Below are 26,824 nucleotides of genomic sequence, written 5' to 3' on the forward strand. Positions count from 1 at the left end.
CCTTATGAGGTAAGCCAACCATGAATGCAGTGATCGCCGCGGTCGGCATCATGCTGATACTCAGCCTGTCGCGGGTACACGTGGTCATCGCCCTGATCATTGGTGCCTTGGTCGGCGGCCTGGTCGGCGGCTTGGGCATCGAGGGCACGCTGAAGGCCTTCAATGGCGGGCTGGGTGGCGGCGCCACCGTGGCGTTGTCGTATGCGCTGCTGGGCGCCTTTGCCGTGGCCATCGCCAAGTCAGGGCTGGCGCACGCCCTGGCCGATCGCGCCTTGGCCATGATCGACCGCCAGGGCCATGCCAATGGCGGCAAGGTGAAGTGGATGATGATCGGCCTGATGCTGGTGGTGGCGGTGTCGTCGCAGAACATCCTGCCCATTCACATCGCCTTTATCCCGCTGCTGGTGCCGCCGCTGCTGTATGTGTTGACGCGTCTGCGCATCGACCGTCGGCTGATCGCCTGCGTGATCACCTTTGGTCTGATCACCCCGTACATGTTTCTGCCGGTGGGCTTTGGCAACATCTTCCTCAACGAGATCCTGCTGGCCAACGTCGCCCGCGCTGGGGTCGATGTGAGCGGCGTCAATGTCACCCATGCCATGGCCATTCCGGCGGCGGGCATGCTCGCCGGCCTGTTGCTGGCGGTGTTCTTCAGCTACCGCAAGAAGCGCGACTACGACCTGGCGCGTATCGAGCAGGTCGAGCAGGTCAGCGTGCAATACAACCCGTTGACCCTGATGGTCGCTGGCCTGGCGATCGCGGCGGCGTTTATCGTGCAGCTGTTGCTGGACTCGATGATCATTGGCGCCATGGTCGGGTTCCTGATCTTCTCGCTGTCGGGCATCGTGCGCTGGAAAGACACTGACGACCTGTTCACCGAAGGCATGAAGATGATGGCCATGATCGGCTTCATCATGATTGCCGCGTCGGGTTTTGCCGACGTGATGAAGGCCACCGGCGAGGTCAAGAGCCTGGTCGAGACATCGGCGCAGTGGATCGACCACAGCAAGGGCGTCGGCGCCTTGCTCATGCTGCTGGTGGGGTTGCTGGTGACCATGGGCATCGGCTCGTCGTTCTCCACCGTGCCGATTCTGGCCGCGATCTTCGTGCCGCTGTGCGTGCAATTGGGCTTCGACCCCGTGGCCACGGTGTGCATCGTGGGTACCGCCGGGGCATTGGGGGATGCAGGTTCGCCCGCGTCGGACTCGACCTTGGGCCCGACCTCGGGCCTGAACGTGGACGGCCAGCACCACCACATCTGGGACACGGTGGTGCCGACCTTCATCCACTACAACCTGCCGCTGCTGGCGTTTGGCTGGTTGGCGGCGATGACGCTGTAAGGCGGGAGGGCGTCAGCCCTTGTCGGGCGGCGGCGAGATCCTGTTGAGGACTGTGCTGCCGTCCTTGCTGCGGGTCAGGTAGACCGGCAGCACCTTGGGCAGGTTATTGACCAGGCGCCCGACTTCGCGGGTGTTATAGATGCCGCTGATGCGGATCCGCCCGGTGCTGGCATCGGCCAGCAGCAGCGGGGCGTCGAGGTAGCGGTTGATCACCGGCAACGCCTGTTCCAGGCTCAGGTTATCGAGCACCAGCTTGCCATTGCGCCAAGCCAGGGCATTGCCGTAATCGTCGCTTTGCGCGAGTTGCGGCTCGAAATCGCCCTTGTGATAGCTGGCCTGCATCCCAGGGCCCAGGCGGTAGCCGCCGGCACTGCCGTCGCTGGACACAAGCACCGAACCTTCCACCAAGGTGACCTTGACCTGGTCCTGGTACTTCCAGACGTTGAACTGGGTGCCGGTTACCCGGGTCTGGCCGCGGCCAGCGTGGACGATGAAGGGGTGCGCACTGTCGTGCTGGACCTTGAAGAACGCCTCGCCGCGCTTGAGGGTAACCTGGCGCTGGTCCTTGAAGTTGAGGTATGTCAGCTCGGTATTGAGGTTGAGCTGCACCGTGCTGCCATCGCTCAGCTCTACTGTCTGCATCCGGTCGCTGGCTTCGAAGTGCTGGTAATGGTTGGGCAGCCAACCTTGTTCCCAGCCCATCCAGCCTGCCAATGGCAGTACCGCCAGGGCGATGGCTGCAGCCGAGGCCAGCGGGCGCCAGTTGCGCACACGTGCGGCCTGGCGTGACGGTGGGTTGAAATCGACCACGGTCGCGTTGCGCGGCAGCAGGTCGGCGGTCTGCCAGATTTCCAGCATCGCCTGGTATTCCTCGGCGTGCCGTGGGTCAGCCGCCCGCCAGCGGGCGAACGCCTCGCGTTCTGCCGCCGTGCAATCTTCGGCGTGCAGGCGCATGCACCAATGCGCGGCGGCGTCGGTAATGGCATCGTCTGGGCTGGGATTGAGGCGGTCGTGATTCATTGCGGCTCCGGGTTTTGCGCATTCTACCCTTGCTAGAGGGTTCCCGAGAACCGAGGTAATGGCGAATGACTATCAGTTGTGCCGGTTTTTCGTCGGATTTGCAATGGAATTTCAGCGTTTGAGAACCCTTCGCGGGCAGTGCCGGGGGGCGCTTTACGCCCCCACGCTGATCAGAACTGTTCCGCAGTCAACCCGTACAGGCTCACGCTGCCGGCCTGGATACTGGCTTCCAGCCCCAGGCTGCGTGGCAACACGCGCTGGAAGAAGAACGCTGCACACGCCAGTTTCGCCTCATGGAAGGCCGGGTCTTGTTCGCGCTTGGCCTGCGCCACGGCGGCCATGCGCGCCCACATGTAGGCGTAGGCGGTGAGGCCGAACAGGTGCAAATACTCCACGGCCACGCTGCTGACCAGGTTGGCGTCCTGGCTTGCGCGTGCCCGCAGCCATGCGCTGGTGGCTTCCAGGCGCGCCACACTGGCTTGCAGGGCTTCGCGGTACAGTGGCGCGGCAACGCTGAAGGCGCGCACTTCGGCGGTGAAACTGGACAGCGCCTGGCCACTGTCTGCCAGCACCTTGCGCCCGAGCAGGTCGAGGGCCTGGATGCCGTTGGTGCCCTCATAGATCTGTGCGATGCGCACGTCGCGCACGCGTTGTTCCTGGCCCCATTCGCGGATGTAGCCATGGCCGCCATACACCTGCTGGCCGAGCACGCAGCTTTCCAGGCCATTGTCGGTGAAAAACGCCTTGGCCACGGGCGTCAGCAGTGCCACCAGACGCTGGGCATGTTCGCGTTCTCCGGTGTCTTCGGCGTAGCGGGCCAGGTCCAGCTGTTGCCCCACGTACGCCGCAAAGGCCCGGCCACCCTCGGTCAGCGTGCGCATGGTCAGCAGCATGCGCCGCACATCGCCATGCTGGATGATCGGGTCGGCCACTTTGTCCTTCGCCTGCGGACCCGTGGCGGCACGGCTTTGCAGGCGTTCATTGGCGTAGCGTGCGGCGCTCTGGTACGACGCTTCGGCGCAGCCGATGCCCTGGATGCCAATGGACAGCCGCTCGTAGTTCATCATGGTGAACATGGCCGCCAGGCCCTTGTTCGCATCGCCTACCAGGTGGCCGATGGCCCCATCGAAGTTCATCACGCAGGTGGCCGAGGCCTTGATGCCCATCTTGTGCTCGATCGACCCGCACTGCACGGCGTTGCGTTCCCCCAGGCTGCCATCGGCATTGACGTGGTACTTGGGCACCAGGAAGAGCGAGATGCCTTTAGCCCCCGCCGGTGCGTCCGGCAACTTGGCCAACACCAGGTGGACGATGTTTTCGGTCAGGTCCTGCTCGCCGCCGGTGATGAAAATCTTGCTGCCACTGATGCGGTAGCTGCCATCGGCCTGGGGTTCTGCGCGGGTGCGGATCAACCCCAGGTCAGTGCCGGCGTGGGGTTCGGTCAGGCACATGGTGCCGGCCCAACGGCCTTCATAGAGCGGCGGCAGGTAGGTGGCCTTGAGTGTTTCGCTGGCGTGGGCATCGATTGCCAGGCAACTGCCGGCACTCAAGGCCGAATACAGGCTGAAACTGCAGTCGGCGGCGTAGAGCATTTCCTCGAACAGTACGCCCAGCATCTTCGGCATGCCCATGCCGCCATGCTCGGGGTTGCCGCCCAGGCCAACCCAGCCACCTTCCCGGTAGGTGCGCCAGGCGTCGCGAAAGCCATCCGGGGTGGTGACCTGGCCGGCTTCGAAGTGCACACCCTGCTCGTCACCGTTGCGGCTGAGCGGGGCGATCAGCTGGCTGGTGACCTTGGCCGCTTCTTCGAGGATGGCATCGGCGGTGTCGGCGTCGATGCGCTCGGCCAGGGCGGGCAGGCGTGCCCACAGGGCAGGGCCCTGCAACACATCGTGGAGGATGAAGCGCATGTCGTGCAGTGGGGCGGTGTAGTGGGGCATCGTCGGCTCGAAGAAGTGAGTTATAGGTTGTCTGGCCGGGCCTCTTCGCGGGTAAACCCGCTCCCACCGGTTTAATGCAGTTCCCAAGAACGGCGCGGTTCTTGTGGGAGCGGGTATACCCGCGAAGAGGCAGTTACAGCCTTAAAGGGCTTTGGCGCGGTCGCGCAGGACGTACTTCTGGACCTTGCCGGTGGAGGTCTTGGGCAGCTCGCCAAAAATCACGGTCTTCGGCACTTTGAACCCGGCCAGGTGCTCACGGCACCAGTTGGTGATATCGGCTTCGCGGGTGTCTTCCCGGCCAGGCTTGAGTGCCACGAAGGCGCAGGGCGTCTCGCCCCATTTGTCGTCGGGGCGCGCCACCACGGCGGCTTCCAGCACCGCTGGGTGTTTGTAGAGGGCGTCTTCGACTTCGATGGTGGAGATGTTTTCGCCACCGGAAATGATGATGTCCTTGAGCCGGTCCTTGATCTCGACATAGCCATCGGCATGCCAGACTGCCAGGTCGCCAGTGTGGAACCAGCCGCCGCGGAAGGCCTCGGCCGTGGCCTCAGGGTTTTTCAGGTAACCCTTCATCACCGTGTTGCCGCGCATGAAGATCTCGCCCAGGGTGTTGCCGTCGCGCGGCACCGGGGCGAGAGTTTGCGGGTCGGCGACCATCAGGCCGTCGAGCGTCGGGTAGCGTACGCCCTGGCGGGACTTGATACGTGCGCGCGCTTCCAGCGGCAGCGCGTCCCATTCCTCATGCCAGGCGCAGACCGTCACCGGGCCGTACACCTCGGTCAGGCCGTAGGTGTGGGTCACCTGGATGCCCATTTCTTCCACCGCGCCAATCACCTTGGCGGGTGGCGCGGCGCCTGCGACCATGGCCTGCACCGGGTGCTCGATGGCAGCTTTGGCGGCCTCAGGCATGTTGACCAGGGCGTTGAGCACGATGGGCGCGCCGCACAGATGGGTGACCCGGTGTTCGCGGATCAGGGTGAGGATCTTTTGCGGGTCGACCCGGCGCAGGAACACGTGGGTCCCGGCCAAGGCGGTGATGGTCCAGGGGTAGCACCAGCCGTTGCAGTGGAACATGGGCAGGGTCCACAGGTACACCGGGCGGTGGCCCATGGCCCAAGTCATCTGGTTGCCCAGCGCGTTGAGGTAGGCACCGCGATGGTGGTAGACCACACCCTTGGGGTTGCCGGTGGTGCCGGAGGTGTAGTTGAGCGAAATGGCCTGCCATTCGTCATCGGGCCATTCCCAGGCAAATTCCGGGTCGCCCTCGGCCAGCAGGGCTTCGTAGTCAAGCGCGCTGACCGCGCGGCCTTCGCCGTACTCCGGGTCATCGACGTCGACCACCAGGGGCGGGTGTTCGAGCAAGGCCAGGGCGGCTTCGATGACCGTGTGGAACTCGCGATCGGTGATCAGCACCTTGGCCTCGCCGTGTTGCAGCATGAAGGCGATGGCTTCGGCGTCCAGGCGAACGTTGAGGGTGTTGAGCACCGCACCGGTCATGGGCACGCCGAAGTGCGCTTCGAGCATGGCCGGGGTGTTTGGCAGCATCACCGCGACCGTGTCGCCACGGCCGATGCCGCGCCCAATCAGGGCACTGGCCAGGCGCCGGCAGCGTTGGTAGGTTTCCTGCCAGTTGCGGCGGATGGCGCCATGGATGACAGCCGGGTAGTTACCGTACACCGCAGCGGTGCGTTCGATGAAGCTCAGTGGGGTGAGGGCGACATGGTTGACGGCAGCGGGCATCAGGCCCTGGGCATAGATCGACATGCGTTAATCCTGTTGGGGAGGCAAGCGCAGCCTGTGCGCGTGACCCCCGGTGGCTGATTGTTAGCTCTGTTCAGGGTGTGGAAAAGCGTACGGTTGGCCGCTTTCCCCTGTCGCAGTTTTACGCGAGTCGCTATGGTAGATGGAATATCGACTATAGCAATATAGTAAAACTACTATAACAACGAGTTGCACGCCGTGGACAAGACCCTGTCTCCCTTGCTCGCCAAAGACCCGCAGCCCAGCCTGTTGCTGGCCGCCGATGCCAGGCCGCTGGCCACCAACCCGGCCTTACAGGCCTTGCTGCAGGAAGGCCCGCCGCTGGCGGCCTGGCTACCGGCCAACTGTGCTGCGCTGGTGCGGGCCTGCCTGCGGCAGCACCGGGCAATTGCCGACGTGGAAGTACAGGTTGGCGAGCGCATCGTGCTGTGGACCTTTATCCCTGACGACCAGGGCCAGCAGGTACTTGGCCGCTGCCGTGACGCCAGCACCGAACGCCAGGGTGCACGCGAAGCCAGCCGCGCCCGGCGCCTGTACCGTTTGATCATCGAGAACACCACGGACCTGATCTCCCGGCACAGCCCTGACGGCCGCTTTCTCGACGCCTCGCCGGCGGCCTTCCGCCTGTTGGGCCGATGGCCCGAGCAACTGCGGGGCATGGCCGTGCGGACCTTGCTGCACCCGCGTGAACGCCGACAGGTGCTGGCCCAGGCTGCTGCTGCCCTGGACCAGGACGGCTACCACACCATGACCTGCCGGGTGCGCCAGGCGGCGGGCGGCTACCGCTGGTTCGAGATCGCCAGCCGCGCCATCCGCGAGACCTACACCGGGGCAGTGGTGGAAATCGTCAGTGTCTCCCGTGATATCACTTTGCGCATCGAAGCCCAGGAGAGCCTGGCCCACAGCGCGCGGCTGGCCACCTTGGGCGAGTTGGCGTCCGGTATCGCCCACGAGATCAATCAGCCGTTGGCGGCGGTGGTCAACTATGCCAACGCCAGCCAGCGTTACCTGCAAGGCCTGGAGCGCGACCCGCAGGCGCGTGAGCGGGTCGGGCAGGGGCTGCAGCGCATCACCGAGCAGGCTACCCACGCCGCGCAGGTGATCCGCCGGCTACGTGTGTTCCTGCGTAAAGGGCCCCGCCGGCTGCAAGCGCTCGACATGCTCGATGTGGCCAATGAAGCCATGCGCCTGTGTGCCTGGGAGGCGGCGCGTGACCAGGTCAGCATCGAACTGCGCATGAGCGCGCAATTGCCGGCGGTGTATGCCGACCGGGTGTTGCTGGAGCAGGTGCTGCTGAACCTGCTGCGCAATGCCATCGATGCCAATCGCGAACAGCAGGGCGAACGGCCCTCACGTATCCTGCTGGGCGCCGTGCGCGAAGGCGACGGCGTGTTGGTCGAGGTGACGGACCAAGGGCCGGGCGTGGCGGCCGAGCGCCTGGATGAAATCTTTACCCCGTTCACCACCAGCAAGGCTGATGGCCTGGGGCTGGGCCTGAGCATGAGCCGCAGCCTCATCGAAGGCTTTGGTGGCAGCTTATGGGCACGTGCGGGCGCGAACGGTGGGTTGGTGTTGTGCTGCCGCTTGGCAGTGAGCAGGGAATAACGGGAGGTCAGGGTGCAAGCGAAGGTGTATGTGGTCGACGACGACCAGGGCATGCGTGATTCCACGGTCTGGCTGCTGCAGTCGGTGGGGCTCGAGGCCCTGTCGTTTGCCGGTGGGCAGGCGTTTCTGGATGCGTGCATCGATGACGGGCCGGCCTGTGTGCTGTTGGATGTGCGCATGCCTGGGCTGGGCGGGCTGGCGGTGCAGCAGTTGATGAAGGAACGGGGCTTGGAACTGCCGGTGATCTTTGTCAGTGGCCATGCCGACGTGCCGATCGTGGTTAGGGCGTTCAAGGCGGGTGCCTGCGATTTCATCGAGAAACCCTACAGCGACCAGTTGCTGCTCGACAGTGTGCAGGCGGCATTGGAGCGGGCAGGGCGCGCGCGTCAGGGCGACCAGGCGTTGGCCCAGGTTCAGGCGCGGGTCGATGGCCTGACGCCGCGTGAGCGCGATGTGTTCGTGCCGTTGGCCCAGGGCTTGAACAACCGCGAGATCGCCGAGCGCCTCGGGGTTAGCGTGAAGACCGTTGACCTGTACCGGGGGCGGGTGATGAAACGGCTGCAAGCAGGAAGCCTGGCGGAACTGGTAGGCATGGCGATCGCCTGCGGCGCGGTGCCAGCGTTGGGTTTGGCACCTGAGCGGTGACCTAACAGAAATTTGATCTGGCAGGGACTTGTGGGAGCAACTGTCTTGTGGTGCTTGTGCCGGCCTCATCGCTGGCAAGCCAGCTCCCACAGGTTCCGCGCTGGCCTTGAGCACTGCACGGTCCCTGTGGGAGCCGGCTTGCCGGCGATCACCGACGAAGCCGGTGCCAGGCACCGCGGCGCCTCTATCGCTGGCAATCCGGCTCCCACAAGGGTTGTGCTTTGTTCAAGAAAAGCGCGGCCAAATCATGAAATTTTGCATAGCACCCTAATCAAAGCTTTGACATTCACTGCCTAGGCAGTAATATTTTTAAACAATTACCCGGGCAGACTCCATGGCGCATTTCTCTCCAGAAAACTTCCAGACCTGTGCCATTGGCATGCTGCTGGGTCGCGCGGCGATCCTCAAGGACCGCATTCTCGACTGGCACCTCGAATCAGAGGGCGTCACCGCCGCGCAGTTCAAGGTGTTGATCATCGTCACCCAGTACCAGGTGGACACCCCGGCAGAGCTGTGCCGCTACCTGGGCCTGGACAGCGGTTCGATGACCCGCATGCTCGACCGCCTCGAGCAGAAGGGCCTGATCCTGCGCAACCGCTGCGCCGACGACCGACGCCAGGTGCGCCTGGCCTTGACCGCCGATGGCCAGCGCCTGGCGGACCGGCTGCCAGAAATCGGAGCGGCAGCGATGAACGAATTGTGCGGCGCACTGCAACCCGAAGAGCTCAAGACGCTCGAGCGCTTGTTGGCCAAGGTGCTGCTCAGCGCTGGCGACCCTTTGACGATCCGCCGCTTTGGCGATCGTTGACCCCTGTTACGCATTATCCAAGGTATTGTCATGGCCACTTCCACAGACACCCCAACCCCAGCCGACGCGCCTGCGCCGTCACGCAAACGCAAGGCCTGGCTGCTCGGCCTGCTTCTGCTGCTGATCCTCGGCGGTGTCGGCGCCTGGGCCTGGTATTCCCTGGTCGGGCGCTGGCACGAAAGCACCGATGACGCCTACGTCAATGGCAACGTGGTGGAGATCACCCCGCTGGTGACCGGCACCGTCACCAGCATTGGTGCCGATGACGGCGACCTGGTTCACGCCGGCCAAGTGCTGCTGCAGTTCGACCCGTCCGACAGCGAGGTGGCGCTGCAGTCCGCCGAAGCCAAGCTGGCGCGCACGGTGCGCCAGGTGCGCGGCCTGTACAGTAACGTCGATGGGCTCAAGGCCCAGTTGCAGACGCGCCAGGCCGAATTGCAAAAGGCCCAGGACAACTACAACCGGCGCAAGGTGCTGGCCGACAGCGGTGCGATTGCGGCAGAAGAAATCTCCCACGCCCGTGACGACCTGAGTGTGGCCCAGAGCGCCCTGGCCAGTGCTCGTCAGCAGCTCAACACCAGCACCGCGCTGGTCGACGACACCGTGGTTTCCTCGCACCCCGAAGTCATGGCAGCCGCTGCCGACCTGCGCCAGGCTTACCTCGACAACGCCCGCACCACCTTGGTGGCGCCGGTGACCGGGTATGTCGCCAAGCGCACCGTGCAACTGGGCCAGCGCCTGCAGCCGGGCACCGCGACGATGGCGGTGATCCCCCTGGACCAGGTGTGGATCGATGCCAACTTCAAAGAAACCCAGCTGCGCGACATGCGTATCGGCCAGCCGGTTGAAATCAGCGCCGACCTGTACGGCAGCGCGGTCAAGTACAGCGGCACGGTCGACAGCCTCGGTGCAGGCACTGGCAGCGCGTTTGCCCTGCTGCCGGCGCAAAATGCCACCGGCAACTGGATCAAGATCGTGCAGCGGGTGCCGGTGCGTATTCACCTAAGCCCGGACCAGCTCAAGGACCATCCGCTGCGTATCGGCCTGTCGACGCTGGTGGAGGTCGACTTGCACGACCAGAGCGGCCCGACCCTGGCCCAGCAACCGCCGCAGCAGGCCAGCTACACCACCCAGGTGTACGACCGGCAATTGGTCGATGCCGATAACCTGATCGCCCGGCTGATTCACGAGAACAGCGCATCCGGCAAGACGGCGCAGCGATGAACAACCAGGCTGCCGCCCAGTTCACGCCGCCGAGCCTGTTGCTGACCACCATCGGCCTGTCGCTGGCAACGTTCATGCAGGTGCTCGACACCACCATCGCCAACGTGGCCTTGCCGACCATTTCCGGCAACCTGGGGGTGAGCTATGAGCAGGGCACCTGGGTGATCACCTCGTTCGCCGTGAGCAACGCTATCGCCTTGCCGCTGACGGGCTGGCTGAGCCGGCGCTTTGGCGAGGTGAAGCTGTTCATCTGGGCCACGTTGTTGTTCGTACTGGCATCGTTCTTGTGCGGCATCGCCCAGTCGATGCCGGAGCTGGTGGGCTTTCGGGTGTTGCAGGGCGTGGTGGCGGGGCCGTTGTATCCGATGACCCAGACCTTGCTGATAGCGGTGTATCCGCCGGCGAAACGGGGGATGGCCCTGGCGCTGTTGGCGATGGTCACGGTGGTAGCGCCGATTGCCGGGCCGATACTGGGGGGCTGGATCACCGACAGTTACAGCTGGCCGTGGATCTTCTTCATTAACGTGCCGATCGGTCTGTTTGCCGCCGCTGTTGTACGCCAACAGATGCGCTCGCGGCCGGTGGTGACCAGCCGCCAGCCGATGGACTACATCGGCCTTTTGACGCTGATCGTGGGGGTGGGGGCGTTGCAGGTGGTGCTCGACAAGGGCAATGACCTGGACTGGTTCGAGTCGTCGTTCATCATCATGGGCAGCTTGATCTCGGTGGTGTTCCTGGCGGTGTTCGTGATCTGGGAGCTGACCGATCGGCATCCGGTGGTCAACCTGCGGCTGTTCGTGCACCGCAACTTCCGGGTCGGCACGATTGTGTTGGTCGGGGGCTATGCGGGGTTCTTCGGTATCAACCTGATCTTGCCGCAGTGGTTGCAGACGCAGATGGGTTATACGGCGACATGGGCGGGGCTGGCGGTGGCGCCCATCGGGCTGTTGCCAGTGATCATGTCGCCCTTTGTCGGCAAGTACGCGCACCGGTTCGACTTGCGGCTGCTGGCGGGGTTGGCGTTTCTGGCGATTGGCACGAGCTGCTTCATGCGGGCTGGGTTTACCAGTGAGGTGGACTTCCAGCATGTGGCGTTGGTGCAGTTGTTCATGGGGATTGGCGTGGCGCTGTTCTTCATGCCGACGTTGAGCATTTTGCTGTCGGACTTGCCGCCGCATCAGATAGCCGATGGCTCGGGGCTGGCGACCTTTCTGCGTACGTTGGGGGGGAGTTTTGCGGCGTCGCTGACGACGTGGATCTGGATACGGCGGGCGGATCAGCATCATGCGTATCTGAGTGAGAATATCAGCCAGTTTGATCCGGCGACGCGGCATACGCTGGAGCTGCTGGGGGGGGCCAGTGTGCAGAACTATGCGCGGTTGGAGCAGATTGTGAATGCGCAGGCTTACATGATGTCTACGGTGGACTATTTCATGATGATGACTTGGGTGTTTGCGGGGTTGATTTTGTTGGTTTGGTTTGCGCGGCCGCCGTTTACGGCTAAGGCTGGGCCTTCTGCGGGGCACTGATGGGATAGTAGTTGTTGGTGTTGTTGGTGTTGTTGGTGTTGAAGGTGTTGAAGGTGTGGCAGGGGCCAGTTGCCAAGGCGACGCTTAGTCACCTTTCCGCCCTTACGGCGGGTCACTTTTTGGCAAACGCCCCAAAAAGTAACCAAAAAGGGCTGCGCTCCATCATCCGGCCCCTACGCTGCGCTTCGGGGTCCCCTCGCTACGGCCTTGCTCCCGGGAGGACCGCGCTGCAGGGCCCATCCTGGGCCCCAGCGCTTGACGGGCATCCTTGCCCGTCACCTCCCTTCGCAAGGCCTGCGCTCGGCCTCCTGAGTCGCTGAAGGTCAAAAGCCAGATCAAGATCAAGATCAAGAGCTGGATCAAGAGCTGGATCAAGAGCTGGATCAAGGGCCGGATCAAGAGCTGGGTCAACGTCGCGCGCGATTGCGCGCTTTGGGAAGGGGTGGCATTCCCATGCGTTGGCATTTGTCCTATTGTCGAAAGCCCACTTTCAACAGCATTGGCAGGCCCATGGAGAATGTCATCGTCATTACTGGCGCCAGCCGAGGTATCGGCGCGGCGACAGCCCTGCTGGCCGCTCGGCAGGGGTACCGTATCTGCATCAATTACCACGCGGATGACCAGGCTGCCGAGCGCGTCCTTGGGCAGGTCCGCGCGCTTGGCGCCGAAGCGATCGCGGTGCGGGCCGATGTCAGTGTCGAGGATGAAATCATTCAGCTGTTCCAGCGTGTCGATGAGGCGCTTGGCCCGGTGACTGCGCTGGTCAACAACGCGGGCACCATCGGCCAGCAGAGCCGTGTCGAGGAGATGTCCGAGTTTCGCTTGCTCAAGATGATGAAGACCAACGTCGTTGGGCCCATGCTTTGCGCCAAACATGCGCTGTTGCGCATGGCGCGTCGGCATGGCGGGCAGGGCGGGGCGATCGTCAACGTCTCTTCAGTGGCTGCGCGCCTGGGCTCGCCCAACGAATACGTCGACTACGCGGCCTCCAAGGGCGCGTTGGATACTTTTACCCTTGGCTTGGCCAAGGAAGTGGCAGGCGAGGGCGTGCGGGTCAATGGCGTGCGCCCAGGCTATATACACACCGGCTTCCATGCGCTTTCCGGTGACCCGGACCGGGTCGCCAAGCTCGAACCCGGGTTGCCCATGGGCCGCGGCGGCCGGCCAGAAGAAGTCGCCGAGGCCATTGTCTGGTTGCTCTCGGACAAGGCCTCGTATTCCACCGGCAGCTTCGTCGATTTGGGCGGCGGGCGCTGAGGCGCCTTATCCTTCCAGTAACTGGCCGACCTGCTCGGCCAGTGCTTCGAGGCTGAAGGGCTTGGTCAGCACGCGCATGTCGGTCTCCAGGTTGCCGTTAGCCAGCGCTGCACTTTCGTCGTAGCCCGTGACGAAGAGCACCTTGAGCCCGGTGTAACGCCCGCGCAACGTGTCGGCCAACTGGCGCCCGTTGATCCCGCCCGGCAAGCCCACGTCGCTGATCAGCAGGTCGGGCGCGGGTTGCTCTGCCAAGCCTGCAAGCGCTTGGGGGCCATCCTCGAACATCATCACGTCGTGGCCCAGGTCATGCAGCACTTCTGCAATCACCAGGCGCATGGCGCTGACATCCTCGACCACGGCGATCCGCTTTGTCGCGCCTGTATTGGAGCGCGGTAGCGGTACCGCGGGTTTGAGTACGGCAGGCGCAGGCTGCGCGTGGTGTCTCGGCAGCAGCAAGCGCACCGTGGTGCCCTGGCCCAGGGACGATGCGATGTGCAGTTGCCCGCCGGACTGGCGCACAAAACCGAAGACCATCGATAACCCCAGGCCCGTGCCGCGGCCAAGCGGTTTGGTGGTGAAAAACGGGTCCACGGCGCGGGTCAGGGTCTCATCCGTCATGCCACTGCCGTTGTCTTCGACGCTGAGGCAGAGGTAGTCGCCAGGCGTTAGCTCAAGCTGCGCAGCTTGCTCGCTGGTCAACGAGACATTGCACAGGGCGATACGGACCCTGCCCCCGTCGGGCAGGGCATCGCGTGCGTTGATGCACAAGTTGAGCAGGCTGCTCTCAAGTTGAGGAGGGTCGATATGCACCGTCCAACAAGCGTCGCTGCACTGGTAGTCGAGTTCGATGTGGGGGCCGGTGCTGCGGCTGATCAGGTCCAGCATGCCGGTGACCAGCACCGCGACGTCGGTGGCGCGTGGCTGCAAGGTCTGTTGACGGGAGAACGCGAGTAATCGATGAACAAGCGCCGCAGCCCGTTGTGCCGCACTATGGGCGCTTTCCAGCAAAGGGGTGATGGTTGCCTTGGGCTGGTCGATGGCCACCCTGTCCCTGGCCAGCTCCAACGCACCAAGAATGCCGCCAAGCAGGTTGTTAAAATCGTGCGCAACGCCCCCTGTCAGCTGCCCTACAGCTTCGACTTTCTGCGCTTGGCGCAAAGCCTCTTCGGCCTTCTGGCTCTGCGCCACGGCCTGTTCGACACGCTGCTCAAGCTCTGCATTGAGGTCTTGAAGGGCACTCTCAGCGCGCTTGCGCGCTGTCACATCACGAAAGATCACCGCCACCTGATGGTTGTGGGCAGGTTCGATACGGATTGCTGCCAGCCCAAGGCAGCGGCCGGTGGCAAGCAACTCATGCTCGAAGTACAGCGGATTGCCAGTCCGCTCCACGGTGCCGAAGTAGTCCAGCCAGACATGGGCCTCGTCGGGTATCACTTCACGCAGGGTACGGCCCACGACATTGGGCAGCCCGGCATGGCGACAGTAAGCCGGGTTGGCCATCAGGTGTACGTAATCGCTCAATGGCCCAAGCGGGCCATCGATGAACTGGATGATGCAGAAGCCTTCTTCCATGTTCTCGAACAGAAAGCGGTAGCCTTCCGACGCCAGCGCGCGTGCGTTCAAGCGCAACAGTTCGCTGTTCAACTGGCTATTTTGCTGTTCGAGCTGATCGATCCGCTGGCGTAAAACCTCCAGCTCATCGGTTGTATTCAAGCAATCACCGGGCATTCATTTCGCTCCATCGATAAACCACGGGCCACTAATGCATCAGCAGCTGTGCGACTCTTTCCACGAGTGCCGCCAGGTCAAAGGGTTTGGTCAATACACTGGACGCTTCCAGGGGTTGGCCGTGGCTGAGTACAGCGCTTTCATCGTAACCGGTGATGAACAGCACTTTTATGTGCGGGTGCAGTACGCGGCATCGGTCGGCGACTTGACGCCCGTTCAGCCCACCGGGCAGGCCAATATCGGTGATCAGCAGGTGCGGCTGGGGGCACTGCTCAAGGTACGCCAGCGCGCTTGGGCCGTCGGCGAATGCCTGGACGTCATGGCCGAGCTCTTCGAGTACTTCGCTGATGACCAGGCGCAGGGGCTCCTGGTCTTCTACCAACACGATTTGCCCAGCCTGCACGGTGTTGCAACTTGCCGGGAGTTGAGCCGGGGTTTCGAAGCTGTTCATCGCTTGCCACGCAAGGTGGCGGGGCAGGTACAGTTCGATCAGCGTGCCTTCATCGGGCTTGGACAGGATACGCATCTGCCCCCCTGACTGGCGCACGAAGCCGTACACCATGGAAAGCCCAAGGCCAGTGCCCTGGCCCATTGGCTTAGTGGTGAAGAACGGATCCACGGCGCGCGCCGCGACCTCTGCCGACATGCCTCGCCCGTTGTCCTTGACCCCAAGGCGCAGGTAATCGCCTGCAGCCAGGTCGAGGCTTTGGGCGAGCGGCGGGTCAAGGGTCAGGTTGTCGCCGCTGAGGGTAATTGCGCCACCTTCAGGCAGTGCGTCTCGGGCGTTGATGCACAAGTTGAGCAGGGCGTTTTCCAGCTGTGGCGGGTCGATGAACGTTGGCCACAGGTGCTGCGGGAAGTGGCTGTGCAACTGGATGGACGGGCCGATGCTGCCACGGACCAGCTGCTCCATGCCATTGACCAAGCGGGTGACATCGGTGGGCTGGGGTTGCAGCGTCTGCTGGCGCGAGAACGCCAGCAGGCGGTGCACGACAGCGGCGGCACGCTGCGCCGCGCCACTGGCAACGTCCAGCAAGCTGCCGAGTTGGTCGTGACGCGCCTGTTGCAAGCGTTGCTGCATCAATTCCTGGGCCGCCAGAATGCTGCCCAGCAGGTTGTTGAAGTCATGGGCGATGCCGCCACTCAAGTGCCCCACGGCCTCCATTTTCTGCGCATGCCGCAGTGCCTCTTCAGCGTTGAGCAGGCGCTGCTGGGCGGCGACGCGTTCGCTGATGTCATACGCGAACAGGTAGGCACCCAGAATCGCGCCATCAGGGTCGCGAAGGCAGTTGAAGCGCAGCTCGTAATGCCGTTGTGCAGCCCCTTTGCCGAAACGCTGGGTTATCGTGAACTGTTCGCCCGCCAGTGCGCGTTGCCACATCGGCATGATCACGTTCAGGTCGGTGAGGTTGTCGCCCATCAGCGCGGGCACAGAGTCGCCCACTTCCGGGGTGGCGCCGTACAGGTAATGAAATTCCAGCTTGGCCTGCCGGTTGATCGCCAGCCAGCGCAAGTTGCTGTCGATCATGTGCACGTTAGCCAGGCTGTGCTCGACCACTTCAGCAAACAACCGGCGCTCTGCCAGCGCCGCATTGACCCGCTCTTCGAGCTCTTCGTTCATGCGCTGCAGGGCCAGCTCTGCACGACGCCGTTCGGTGACATCCTTGAACAGCACCGCCACCTGGCGCCGCTCAGCGGGTTCGACGCGAAAGGTGGTGACGGACAGGACATGACCAGTGGCAACCAGCTCCTGTTCGAAGTGCAGCGGCTCGCCGGTGCGCAGCACTTCGCCGTAGCGGGCTACCCAATCATCCGCCTCGTCGGGGACCATCTCGCGCAGTTTTTGCCCGACCACGTTGGGGATGCCGGCATGTTTCGCATACGCCGCATTGGCTACGACATGCACGTAGTCACTCAAGGGGCCATGTGGCCCATCGAAGAACTCAATGATGCAGAACCCTTCGTCCATGGTGTCGAACAAGGAGCGATAGAGAATCTGATCGTGTTCCTGGTAGCTCGCCAACTGCGACTCCAGCAGTGCGTTACGGCGCTCCAGGTCTTCGACGTGTTGGCGCAGGGAAAGCAGGTCGCGGGAAGGCATGCCGACGTCCGACGAAATTAAAGGCCCAAACTCTAACGTGTTCACCCCAAGGGCGAAAACACCCTTAACGCAAATGCGCAGCCACGCCCAGCAAGCGATCGATGCGCTCACCCAGTGCCTTGAGCTCGAAGGGCTTGGACAGCACCTCGGTGCGCTCTGCAGGCCAGCCTCGCGCCATGCTGCTGGCAATGTCGTAGCCGGTGATCAGTATCACTGGTGCTTCGTTGGCAAGGCCCCGGTAGGCCTCTGCGAGCTGGTTGCCGTCGATGCCGCCGGGCAGGCCGACATCGGTGATCAACAAGTCAGGCAATGGGCCGTGCTGCAACGCCGCGCGTGCGCTGCGGCCGTCCTCGAAAATCTGGACCTCGTGGCCCAGCTCTTTCAGCACTTCGCCGAGTACCAGGCGCAGGGTCGCTTGGTCTTCTACCAGCATGATCCGGTGTGGCCTGTGAAGCGGCCTGGCGTCAGCATTTTCAGGCGCAGGGCTAGGATGCGCGGGGGTGGTGCTTTCGTCCCGGGGCAGATACAGGTGGACGCTGGTGCCTTGCCCAGGCGTGCTGTCGATGCGTAATTGCCCGCCAGACTGGCGCACGAAGCCATAGACCATCGACAGCCCCAGGCCAGTACCCTGGCCCATGGGTTTGGTTGTGAAGAACGGGTCGAGGGCACGCTGCATCACGTCCTTGCTCATCCCCATGCCAGTGTCGTCCACCCGTATGTGCAAAAAATGGCCTGGCGGCACGTCCAGGCGGCGGGCCTGCTCGTCGTCGAGCTCGGCATTCTCACAGCCAATGCGCAGGGTACCGCCCAGGGGCATGGCATCGCGGGCGTTGATGCACAGGTTCAGCAGGGCGTTTTCCAGCTGTTGAGGGTCGATGCGGATCGACCACTGGCCGGCCAGTGTCCGGTCCTGCAAGTCGATGTGCGAGTCGATCGAACTGCGGATCAGGTCATGCATGCCGGCCACCAACTGCTGTACATCGACCGGTTGCGGCAGCAGTGTTTGCTGGCGCGAAAAAGCCAACAGACGCTGCACCAGCGAGGCTGCGCGCAGCGCGCTGTCCTTGCCGACTTCGAGCAGCCTGGCGGTGTCCAGCACGCGACGCTGGCTCAGGCGTTGCCCGGCCAGCTCCAGTGCGCCAAGGATGCTGCCAAGCAGGTTGTTGAAGTCATGGGCAATGCCACCGGTCAATTGGCCGACCGCTTCCATTTTCTGTGATTGGCGCAGTGCTTCTTCGGTTTGGTGCAGGCGTTCCTGCTCGGCAATGCGCTCGGTAATGTCGTAGGCGAACATATAGCCGCCCTGGATGCGCTGCTGCGCGTCGAGCAGCGGGTGGTAGCGGATTTCATAGTGGCGCAGGGCGTCAGGTGGCCCGAGGGCGATGGTGTCGATGAACGCTTCGCCGGCCAGCAGGCGCGGCCATACGGGGGCCAAGCGGCCCATGATGTCCGGTTGGTTGGCCAGAAACTGCGGGATGTAATCGCCGATCTGCGGCACAAAACCGCGAAACCGCTGGAAGGTTTCGCGGGCGGTCCGATTGATCGCCAACAGGCGCATTTTGCGGTCGGCTGCAAACACGTTGGCCAAGCTGCTGTCGACCAGTTCACCGAGCAGCTTGTTGTTTGCCAGCGCGATGTCATCGCGCTGGGCCAGCAGCGATTCCAGCTCTGCGACACGTGCCTGCAGTTGCTCGTAGGAAGCTTGCGTGACTGGCTGCATGGTTGCGAACCGGTGAGCGGATCGGGCAACTATAGTCGCGGCGCAGGCTGACAGCTATCAAAATGAACGAATGATTCGCCCCAGGGTTTCCATGGCCTTTTCGGCGCCGTCATGCCAGGGGCTGCCGTAGTTCAGGCGGATGCAATTACCGAAGCGACGGGTCGGTGAAAAGATGGGGCCGGGGGCGATGCTGATGCCCTGGGCCAAGGCCATGTGGAACAGCTTGAGCGCATCCATCTGCTCTGGCAGTTCAAGCCACAGGAAGTAGCCGCCAGACGGTTGGCTGACCCGCGTCTGCGCCGGGAAGTGGCGGGAGATGGCGGCGAGCATGTTGGCTTGCTGGCCTTCCAGCGCGTAGCGCAGCTTGCGTAAGTGGCGGTCATAGCCGCCGTGTTGCAGGTAGTCGGCGATGGCCGCCTGGGCCGGCATCGATGCGCACAGCGAAGTCATCAACTTGAGGCGTTCGATCTTCTGCGCGAAACGCCCGGCGGCCACCCAGCCGATGCGGTAGCCGGGCGCCAGGCTCTTGGCGAACGAACCGCAATGCATCACCAGACCTTGGGTGTCGAAGGCCTTGGCGGGCTTGGGTGCCTGTTGCGCGTAATACAGTTCGGCGTAGACGTCGTCTTCGATCAGCGGCACCTGGTGGCGTGCCAGCAACTCGACCAGCGCCTGCTTCTTGGCCTCCGGCATGCTGGCGCCTACCGGGTTCTGGAAGTTGGTCATGCACCATACGGCCTTGACCGGGTGCTTCTCCAGGGTCTGCGCCAGTACGCTCAGGTCCATGCCTTCGCGCGGGTGAACGGGGATTTCCACGGCTTTGAGTTTGAGCCGCTCCAGCACTTGCAGGCAGGCATAGAAGGCCGGCGCTTCAATCGCCACCAGATCGCCGGGTTCGGTCACGGCCTGCAGGCACAGGTTCAGGGCTTCCAGCGCGCCGTTGGTGATCAGCAGTTCTTCCATCGGCAGCATCAGCCCGCCGACCATGTAGCGCAGGGCAATCTGCCGGCGCAATTGAGGGTTGCCGGGCGACAGGTCGGTGACCACCATGCGCGGGTCCATCGCGCGGCTGGCACTGGCCAGCGAGCGCGACAGGCGCTGCAATGGGAATAGTTCGGGGCTCGGGAAGGCCGAGCCGAACGGCACCGTGTTGGGGTCCTTTATCGAGTCGAGGATGGAGAACACCAGCGCGCTGACGTCGACATCGGTGGACTCGCTGACCGGCTGTAAGGCCTGTGGTTCGCAGAACTGGCGCGGTGCATGGGCGTTGACGAAGTACCCCGAACGCGGGCGCGCGCGAATCAACCCGCGCCGTTCCAGCAGGTAATAGGCCTGGAACACCGTGGATGGGCTGACCCCGTGGGTCTGGCTGGCATAGCGCACCGACGGCACCCGCTGGCCAGGGCCTAGCACACCCGAGCGGATCAGTTCGGCAATGTCATCGGCGAATCGTTCGTAGCGTTTCATTCTGGCCTTCTGTCGAAGCCTGGCAGGCAAGGTGGAAAAACAGTGTAAGGGATCAGCGGTTCATCGGTGCGACGAAGCGGCTTTGAGCCACGCTGCGCACGGCAGGTTCGTCACTGTCCTGCACTTCGAAACTCAAGGTTTGCGAACTGCTGGTCGGGCGTTCTGCAAGCATCGCCACCGAGACCGGCAATTCGCTCATTTCGCCAGCCGGGATGATGAACTCGGTCTTGCCCTGCAGGGTGAAGCCGTCAGCGTCCAGCAGACGCAGGTGATAGCGCTGGGTGCTTTCGGTCTTGTTGATGACCTTGAGCAGGTAGATGTTCTCGATCTGGCCTTGGGCGTTCTCGCGGAACAGGCCGCGGTCCTTGATCACGTCCAGCGACACCATCGGGCGCAGTTGCAAGGCAACTACCAGCGCGCCGATCATCACCACCAGTGCCGCGGCGTAGCCCAACAGGCGCGGGCGCAACCAGTGGGTGGTGCCGCCCTGCAGGCTGTGTTCAGACTTGTAACCGATCAGGCCGCGCGCATACCCCATCTTGTCCATGACCCCGTCACACGCGTCGATGCAAGCCGCGCAGCCAATACAGGCCATTTGCAGGCCGTCGCGGATGTCGATGCCGGTGGGGCAGACCTGCACGCACATCGTGCAGTCGATGCAGTCGCCCAGGCCTTGGGCGTGGGCGTCGCTGCCTTTCTTGCGCGGGCCACGGGTTTCGCCGCGGCGCGGGTCGTAGGCCACCGCCAGGGTGTCCTTGTCGAACATCACGCTTTGGAAGCGGGCATAGGGGCACATGTGCAGGCACACCGCCTCGCGCAGCAAGCCGGCATTGATGTAGGTGGCGGCGGTGAAGAACAACACCCAGAACAGCGCGACGCCACCCAACTGCAAGGTGAACAGTTCTGCCGCCAGGGGCCGTATCGGGGTGAAGTAGCCGACGAAGGTCAGGCCGGTGAGCAAGCCGATGGCCAGCCACAGGCTGTGCTTGAGCGCCCGACGGGCCAGTTTTTCCAAGCTCCAGGGGGCAGCGGCAAGCTTGATGCGCTGGTTGCGGTCACCTTCGCTGACCTTTTCGCACCACATGAACAACCAGGTCCAGGTACTTTGTGGGCAACTGTACCCGCACCACACGCGCCCGGCGTAGACCGTGATGGCGAACAGGCCGAAGGCGCAGATGATCAACAGCGCAGACAGCAGGATGAAGTCCTGCGGCCAGAAGGTTGCGCCGAAGATATGGAACTTGCTGCTGCCCAAGTCCCAGAGCACTGCCTGGCGGCCGTTCCAGGTAAGCCAGGCGGTGCCGAAGAACAGTGCGAACAACGCCCCCGCAAAACCGATCCGCAGGTTGCGGTACAGCCCGGTGAAACTGCGGGTGTGAAGGCCGCTGTCAACGTGGCGTTTGGCGGCTGAACTTGCGGGCGCGGCGATCTCGGTAAAGGGGATTCTATCGTTCATGGCTCGGTGCTCATCAGGCCTCGATCAGGCATGAGCACTATGGCCCCCGAGCTGTTATCAGCACAGGCTCAGGTTTGGCGATAAAAACCGTATCAGATGATCAGCAAAACCACGCCAGGCCTTAGATTACCGAGCCTGGCACGCTGGTCTTCAGATGCCTGCGGCTATCCACCGCACCCGCTACGGTCAGGGCATCAGCTTCTGCTTCGGTGATCGGCACCCGTTCCCCCGCCAGCACCGCCACCGACATGCGCAGCTGCTCATCGGTGATGATTTCGATGGCAGGGCCATCGCCTTCGAGGTGCACATGGTCGCCGATGAGCGTGCAACGGCGGGTGCTTTCGTCGATTTCAACCGGCATGGGAATGTCCTCTTGGTGGCGGTTACACGTGTGACCACTGTGCAGAGGTGGTTGCTGCATCGATCCGCTGGGCGGGATGTATCGCACTTGCCGGCGCTGCGCGAGTCAACTCTCACAGAGGCAGCACCAGCGCATTCTGGTCAGGAGCGTCACGATGAACCCTTGGTGGCATCCGATTTGGCAAACCATTCAGGCCGAGTTCGCCGACCTCGGCGACGAGCGCGAAGTCACGCAGGTGCTGGTGCGCCTGCTGATGGCGGCCGTGCTGGGTGCGGTGCTGGGTTTTGAGCGTGAGCACAAAGGCAAGTCTGCCGGCGTGCGTACCCACATGCTGGTCTCGCTGGGCGCTGCGCTGTTCGTGTTGGCGCCGAGCATGGCCGGGGCCGACGAGCAGGCGCTAAGCCGGGTGATCCAGGGCATTGTCGCCGGTATCGGTTTTCTGGGCGCGGGTACCATTCTCAAGGGCAACGGCCAGGACACCAGCCATGTGAAAGGGCTGACCACCGCAGCAGGGCTGTGGATGACCGCCGCCATCGGTACGGCCGCCGGCATGGGGCGCGAAGCCACGGCATTGATCAGCACGGTGCTGGCACTGTTGGTGCTGGGCACGATGCCTATGCTGGTGGACAAGGTGGAGAAACAGGATGAGGAGAAACAGAGCGAGGAGGAGGGCAGGAAGCACTGAGGGGAGCCGAAGCTCCCCCCAAAGCGTTGTTGCCTGCTCTTTTTATTATTGAAGACGGCCTTTTGTTGTTTTTGTCAGCCTGTCTTTGTGTCGCGGGCGACCCCCATGCGGGGTCAAGAACAAACGTATTTTTTTGAGCGCTGACCTGCTTTCATCATGACTGATCCGATGCCGACTGCCGCTACCTTGAGGTAGTTTTATTGTTCTGTGTCAGACCGCGGGGCGTACCCCTGAAAAGCGTGTCTACTCCAAAAAAATCTGCTTGCTACGCCTCTGCCGTGTTGTTCTTGTTATGTCAGAGCCGTTACCTGTTGTTTTTATTGGGTGTCACATTTTTTTTGTTCTTGTACCAAAGATATAGCATGGCCCGTGCCAACTTTTTCAAATCCTTTAAAATCAAGCGCTTATGTGTTTTTGTGAAAAACACTCGACCTGAAATTTTGTCGATTTGTTTCCCTGTTACCCGATTTTTTGCTGCGAAACGTGGGGGAGGTAACACTCCACCCACATTCATGTGACACCCGTGTGACTAGTGCGCGCTGCGTGCGCGTGCCACCCGCGACCCGTTGGCGCGGCCCAGCACCGTGCTGATGCGTTGCCCTGCGGCGATCAGGCGGTCCAGGTCGATGCCGGTCTCGATGCCCAGCCCCTGTAGCAGGTACACCACGTCTTCGGTTGCGATATTGCCGGTAGCGCCCTTGGCATAGGGGCAGCCCCCCAGCCCGGCCACCGAGCTGTCGAACACATTGATACCTTCAAGCAGGCTGGCATAGACGTTGGCCAAGGCCTGGCCATAGGTGTCGTGGAAGTGCCCGGCCAACTGCTGGCGGGGCACCTGGGCCGACACCACGTCGAACAGCCGGCGGGTATCGCCTGCAGTGCCGGTACCGATGGTGTCGCCCAGCGATACCTCGTAGCAGCCCATGTCATGCAGGGCGCGGGCGACCGGGGCGACCTGTTCGGCGCTGACTTTGCCTTCATAAGGGCAGCCCAAGACGCACGACACATAGCCACGCACGCGCACGCCGTGGCTGCGCGCTGCCTGCATGATCGGCTCGAAGCGCTTGAGGCTGTCGCTGATCGAGCAGTTGATGTTGCGCTGCGAGAACGCCTCGGATGCTGCGGCAAACACCGCCACCTCTTTCACCCCGGCAGCCAGGGCATCCTCGAAGCCGCGCAGGTTCGGCGCCAGGGCGGCATAGGTAACACCTGGGCGCTGCACGATGCCTGCGAACACCTCTGCGGAACCGGCCATCTGCGGTACCCACTTGGGCGAGACAAAGCTGCCGACTTCGATGTAGGCCAGGCCCGCTTTGGTGAGGTCGTCAACCAGGCGCACCTTGTCGGCGACGCTGATGGGCTGGGCTTCGTTCTGCAGACCGTCGCGGGGGCCAACTTCGACCAGACGGACTTCTTTAGGCAAGGGCATGGCGGGTTTCCTGTGGCGAGTCAACGGTTGTCTTTGTTGTTCAAGGTCGCGGCAAGGGCCTGCTCGCAGCGCTCCTGGGCGGTGTCGAGCTCCAGTTGCATCTGGTGGATGTCGAGCATCTGCTGCTCCAGCTGGGCACGTCGTTCGGCGATTTTCACCAGCATGCTGTTGAGCTGTTTCAGGTTGCCGCTGGTGGGGTCGTACAGCTCGATCAGTTCACGGCATTCGGCGAGGGAAAAACCAATGCGCTTGCCGCGCAGGATGAGCTTCAGGCTGACTTTGTCACGTGCCGAGTAGATGCGTTCCAGGCCACGTCGCTCGGGGCTCAGCAAGCCCTGTTCCTCATAGAAGCGGATGGCACGGGTGGTGATGTCCAGCTCGCGGGACAGGTCGGAGATGCTGTAGGTCTGGAGGCTCATGCGGGGGCTCGGCGTGGGGTATGGGGCTATCCTGAATGCAGGTTGACGTATACGTCAAGCAGGCGCGCTATTCAGGCACCCCCACCCGGCGATAGCCATTGGGTGTCTGCCCGCTCAGCCGCTTGAAAAACCGCGCGAAGTAGGTGGGGTCGGTAAACCCCAGGCTATCCGACAATTGCCCAATGCTCATGCGCGTATAAAGAAGGTTGCGCCGCGCCTCCAGCAGCAGCCGCTGATGCACCACCTGCAAAGCCGTTTGCCCGCTCAGTGCCCGGCACAGCTGGTTGAGCTGCAGGCTCGAGACGTTCAGGCGCGCGGCGAAGTCCTCCACGGACAAATGCTCGCGGTAATGCGCCTCGACCAAGCGCAGGTATTGCCCGAGCAACTGCCGGTCCCGCTCATCACGGTTACGGGGCGCCTGGCCCAGTTGCTGCCGGCGGCTGATCCAGACCATCAATGCGGTCACCAGCGCCTGCAGCATCGTCGCCCGTGCCGGGGCATTGCCCTGGTATTCCTGCTGCAGCGTGTCGATCAGGCTGCTTAAACGCTGGCGGTCCTTGCCCAACGCATAGCACGCCGGCGTGGCCAGCATGCCCAGCGGCGCGCCCAGTTGCTGTTCCAGTTCGGCCACCAGCGCGGTGCCGAAGGTCAGTACATGCCCCTGGATGTCGGCACTGAAGCGAAAGCCGTGCACGGTCAGTGGCGGTACCACCTGGATGGCGGCCTGGCTGATCGAGCTGCGGACACCTTCGATCTCCACCTCGGCCTGGCCACGCTGCACATACAGCAACTGGAACAGCTCGGCATGCTGGTGCGGCTTGATCTCCCAGTGGTGCAAGCGGCTGCGTGCCGGGATCGACTCGCAGTGCAACAGGTCGGTGCCGGGCCACGCCTGATTTTCGCCGTACAGCTGGAACAACGGAATGCCGGGGAGGGTGGATTTCATGCGGTTTTGCCTGTCCGTTAATCGAACGTTTTTTGTAAAAGTGCAGGTTTTGCATGGAATAGCACACTTAACCGGCAACCTTTGCCAGTAAAAATGCAGGTGTAAACCCTAACAGCAGATGCCATGCCACTGCCAGTCCAGGGCCGGCATCGCCCGACTAGAGACAACAACAATGAAAACTCAGGTTGCAATCATCGGTGCAGGTCCGTCCGGCCTGCTGCTCGGCCAGTTGCTGCACAAGGCCGGTATCGAAACGGTCATCGTCGAACGCCAGACCCCCGAATACGTGCTCGGCCGCATCCGTGCCGGCGTGCTGGAGCAAGGCACGGTCGACCTGTTGCGTGAGGCCGGCGTGGCTGCGCGCATGGACCGGGAAGGGCTGGTGCATGAAGGCGTCGAGCTGCTGGTCGGCGGGCGTCGCCAGCGCCTCGACCTCAAGGCCCTGACCGGTGGCAAGACGGTGATGGTCTACGGCCAGACCGAGGTTACCCGTGACCTGATGCACGCCCGTGAAGCCAGTGGTGCACCGATCATCTACGCAGCGAGCAATGTGCAGCCGCATGAGCTCAAAGGCGAGCGTCCGTACCTCACGTTCGAGAAGGACGGGCAGGTTCACCGCCTGGACTGTGACTACATCGCCGGGTGCGACGGCTTCCACGGCGTTTCTCGGCAGAGCATCCCCGAGGGCGTGCTCAAGCAGTACGAGCGGGTGTATCCGTTTGGCTGGCTGGGCTTGTTGTCGGATACCCCGCCGGTCAATCACGAGCTGATCTATGCCCATCACGAGCGGGGCTTCGCGCTGTGCAGCCAACGCTCGCAGACCCGCAGCCGCTACTACCTGCAAGTGCCGTTGGACGATCAGGTCGAAGCTTGGTCCGACGAGCGTTTCTGGGACGAGCTCAAGGCTCGCTTGCCCGAGGACGTTGCGGCCAACCTGGTGACCGGCCCTGCGCTGGAAAAAAGCATTGCCCCGCTGCGCAGCCTGGTGGTCGAACCGATGCAATACGGGCACCTGTTCCTGGTCGGCGATGCCGCCCACATCGTCCCGCCTACCGGTGCCAAGGGCCTCAACCTGGCGGCATCGGACGTCAATTACCTGTACCGGATCCTGGTCAAGGTCTACCACGAAGGGCGTACCGACCTGTTGCAGCAATACTCGCCGCTGGCCTTGCGCCGGGTCTGGAAAGGCGAGCGATTCAGCTGGTTCATGACCCAGTTGCTGCATGACTTTGGTACGCACAAGGACGCTTGGGACCAGAAGATGCAGGAGGCTGACCGCGAGTACTTCCTGTCGTCGCCGGCGGGGTTGGTGAACATTGCCGAGAACTATGTGGGCTTGCCGTTCGAAGAGGTGGCGTAGGGTAAAGATCGAGCGCCGCTGGC

At 63.1% G+C, this 26,824-nt stretch carries 21 protein-coding genes; 9 read left to right on the forward strand and 12 right to left on the reverse strand.

Going from position 1 to position 26,824, the window contains the following annotated elements:
• Positions 1 to 20 precede the first annotated feature (20 nt).
• Entirely contained in the window at positions 21 to 1,340 is a 1,320-nt protein-coding gene (locus MFF34_RS10740; RefSeq protein WP_027593561.1) for a Na+/H+ antiporter family protein, read from the forward strand.
• A 12-nt stretch (positions 1,341 to 1,352) separates the two neighbouring features.
• Here the strand turns inward: MFF34_RS10740 and MFF34_RS10745 are convergent, their stop codons facing one another.
• The 3 genes from MFF34_RS10745 to MFF34_RS10755 all read right to left on the reverse strand — a co-directional run bounded on the left by MFF34_RS10745 (position 1,353) and on the right by MFF34_RS10755 (position 6,064).
• Complete coding sequence (locus tag MFF34_RS10745) at positions 1,353 to 2,360, reverse strand: FecR family protein (RefSeq protein WP_238213309.1); 1,008 nt, start codon at positions 2,358 to 2,360, stop codon at positions 1,353 to 1,355.
• Positions 2,361 to 2,530: 170 nt separating this feature from the next.
• On the reverse strand, positions 2,531 to 4,300 hold the full coding sequence (locus tag MFF34_RS10750) for an acyl-CoA dehydrogenase C-terminal domain-containing protein (RefSeq protein ID WP_238213317.1): 1,770 nt from the start codon (positions 4,298 to 4,300) through the stop codon (positions 2,531 to 2,533).
• 141 nt (positions 4,301 to 4,441) lie between these two features.
• A complete protein-coding gene (locus MFF34_RS10755) occupies positions 4,442 to 6,064 on the reverse strand; it encodes an acyl-CoA synthetase (protein ID WP_238213319.1) in 1,623 nt (540 codons plus the stop codon).
• 195 nt (positions 6,065 to 6,259) lie between these two features.
• On the opposite strand from MFF34_RS10755, the gene MFF34_RS10760 reads away from it, so the two are divergent.
• The 6 genes from MFF34_RS10760 to MFF34_RS10785 all read left to right on the forward strand — a co-directional run bounded on the left by MFF34_RS10760 (position 6,260) and on the right by MFF34_RS10785 (position 13,129).
• A complete protein-coding gene (locus MFF34_RS10760; RefSeq protein WP_099429123.1) occupies positions 6,260 to 7,666 on the forward strand; it encodes a sensor histidine kinase in 1,407 nt (468 codons plus the stop codon).
• A gap of 12 nt (positions 7,667 to 7,678) precedes the next feature.
• Positions 7,679 to 8,311, forward strand: a complete 633-nt coding sequence (locus MFF34_RS10765; RefSeq protein ID WP_283236618.1) for a response regulator transcription factor — start codon at positions 7,679 to 7,681, stop codon at positions 8,309 to 8,311.
• Between the two features lie 334 nt (positions 8,312 to 8,645).
• Positions 8,646 to 9,119, forward strand: coding sequence for a MarR family winged helix-turn-helix transcriptional regulator (locus MFF34_RS10770; RefSeq protein WP_099429125.1), 474 nt, complete (start codon positions 8,646 to 8,648; stop codon positions 9,117 to 9,119).
• A 30-nt stretch (positions 9,120 to 9,149) separates the two neighbouring features.
• The gene (locus MFF34_RS10775) at positions 9,150 to 10,343 is read left to right on the forward strand and encodes an HlyD family efflux transporter periplasmic adaptor subunit (protein WP_099429126.1); all 1,194 of its coding nucleotides are present in this window, start codon (positions 9,150 to 9,152) and stop codon (positions 10,341 to 10,343) included.
• Positions 10,340 to 11,872: a DHA2 family efflux MFS transporter permease subunit gene (locus tag MFF34_RS10780; RefSeq protein WP_238213328.1), complete on the forward strand. Its 1,533-nt coding sequence runs from the start codon at positions 10,340 to 10,342 to the stop codon at positions 11,870 to 11,872. Before MFF34_RS10775 ends, MFF34_RS10780 begins: the two co-directional genes overlap by 4 nt.
• Positions 11,873 to 12,382: 510 nt before the next feature.
• A complete protein-coding gene (locus tag MFF34_RS10785; RefSeq protein WP_027593552.1) occupies positions 12,383 to 13,129 on the forward strand; it encodes an SDR family oxidoreductase in 747 nt (248 codons plus the stop codon).
• Between the two features lie 6 nt (positions 13,130 to 13,135).
• Here the strand turns inward: MFF34_RS10785 and MFF34_RS10790 are convergent, their stop codons facing one another.
• The 6 genes from MFF34_RS10790 to MFF34_RS10815 all read right to left on the reverse strand — a co-directional run bounded on the left by MFF34_RS10790 (position 13,136) and on the right by MFF34_RS10815 (position 21,962).
• The gene (locus tag MFF34_RS10790; RefSeq protein WP_238213338.1) at positions 13,136 to 14,842 is read right to left on the reverse strand and encodes an ATP-binding protein; all 1,707 of its coding nucleotides are present in this window, start codon (positions 14,840 to 14,842) and stop codon (positions 13,136 to 13,138) included.
• 46 nt (positions 14,843 to 14,888) lie between these two features.
• Complete coding sequence (locus MFF34_RS10795) at positions 14,889 to 16,958, reverse strand: PAS domain-containing sensor histidine kinase (protein WP_238213340.1); 2,070 nt, start codon at positions 16,956 to 16,958, stop codon at positions 14,889 to 14,891.
• Between the two features lie 64 nt (positions 16,959 to 17,022).
• The gene (locus tag MFF34_RS10800; protein ID WP_238213350.1) at positions 17,023 to 18,678 is read right to left on the reverse strand and encodes a PAS domain-containing sensor histidine kinase; all 1,656 of its coding nucleotides are present in this window, start codon (positions 18,676 to 18,678) and stop codon (positions 17,023 to 17,025) included.
• A 57-nt stretch (positions 18,679 to 18,735) separates the two neighbouring features.
• Complete coding sequence (gene mapR, locus MFF34_RS10805; protein WP_027593548.1) at positions 18,736 to 20,145, reverse strand: GntR family transcriptional regulator MpaR; 1,410 nt, start codon at positions 20,143 to 20,145, stop codon at positions 18,736 to 18,738.
• Positions 20,146 to 20,197: 52 nt separating this feature from the next.
• Positions 20,198 to 21,601 carry a cytochrome c oxidase accessory protein CcoG gene (gene ccoG / locus MFF34_RS10810; RefSeq protein WP_099429130.1) on the reverse strand — a complete coding sequence of 468 codons (1,404 nt, stop codon included), beginning with the start codon at positions 21,599 to 21,601 and terminating at the stop codon, positions 20,198 to 20,200.
• A gap of 121 nt (positions 21,602 to 21,722) precedes the next feature.
• Positions 21,723 to 21,962: a DUF3203 family protein gene (locus MFF34_RS10815; protein WP_027593546.1), complete on the reverse strand. Its 240-nt coding sequence runs from the start codon at positions 21,960 to 21,962 to the stop codon at positions 21,723 to 21,725.
• A gap of 154 nt (positions 21,963 to 22,116) precedes the next feature.
• On the opposite strand from MFF34_RS10815, the gene MFF34_RS10820 reads away from it, so the two are divergent.
• Positions 22,117 to 22,647, forward strand: coding sequence for an MgtC/SapB family protein (locus MFF34_RS10820; RefSeq protein ID WP_238213352.1), 531 nt, complete (start codon positions 22,117 to 22,119; stop codon positions 22,645 to 22,647).
• Positions 22,648 to 23,176: 529 nt separating this feature from the next.
• Here the strand turns inward: MFF34_RS10820 and MFF34_RS10825 are convergent.
• From MFF34_RS10825 to MFF34_RS10835, 3 genes are all read right to left on the reverse strand, one after another.
• On the reverse strand, positions 23,177 to 24,076 hold the full coding sequence (locus MFF34_RS10825; RefSeq protein ID WP_238213354.1) for a hydroxymethylglutaryl-CoA lyase: 900 nt from the start codon (positions 24,074 to 24,076) through the stop codon (positions 23,177 to 23,179).
• Positions 24,077 to 24,096: 20 nt separating this feature from the next.
• Positions 24,097 to 24,495 carry a MerR family DNA-binding transcriptional regulator gene (locus MFF34_RS10830; RefSeq protein WP_027593543.1) on the reverse strand — a complete coding sequence of 133 codons (399 nt, stop codon included), beginning with the start codon at positions 24,493 to 24,495 and terminating at the stop codon, positions 24,097 to 24,099.
• A 67-nt stretch (positions 24,496 to 24,562) separates the two neighbouring features.
• The gene (locus MFF34_RS10835) at positions 24,563 to 25,441 is read right to left on the reverse strand and encodes a helix-turn-helix domain-containing protein (protein ID WP_238213356.1); all 879 of its coding nucleotides are present in this window, start codon (positions 25,439 to 25,441) and stop codon (positions 24,563 to 24,565) included.
• Positions 25,442 to 25,613: 172 nt separating this feature from the next.
• Between MFF34_RS10835 and pobA the strand changes: the two genes are divergently transcribed.
• Entirely contained in the window at positions 25,614 to 26,801 is a 1,188-nt protein-coding gene (pobA, locus tag MFF34_RS10840; protein ID WP_238213358.1) for a 4-hydroxybenzoate 3-monooxygenase, read from the forward strand.
• The last annotated feature ends 23 nt before the right edge of the window (positions 26,802 to 26,824 follow it).

It is taken from the genome of Pseudomonas sp. PAGU 2196 (genome assembly GCF_022179005.1).
GTDB classification, from domain to species: domain Bacteria; phylum Pseudomonadota; class Gammaproteobacteria; order Pseudomonadales; family Pseudomonadaceae; genus Aquipseudomonas; species Aquipseudomonas kermanshahensis.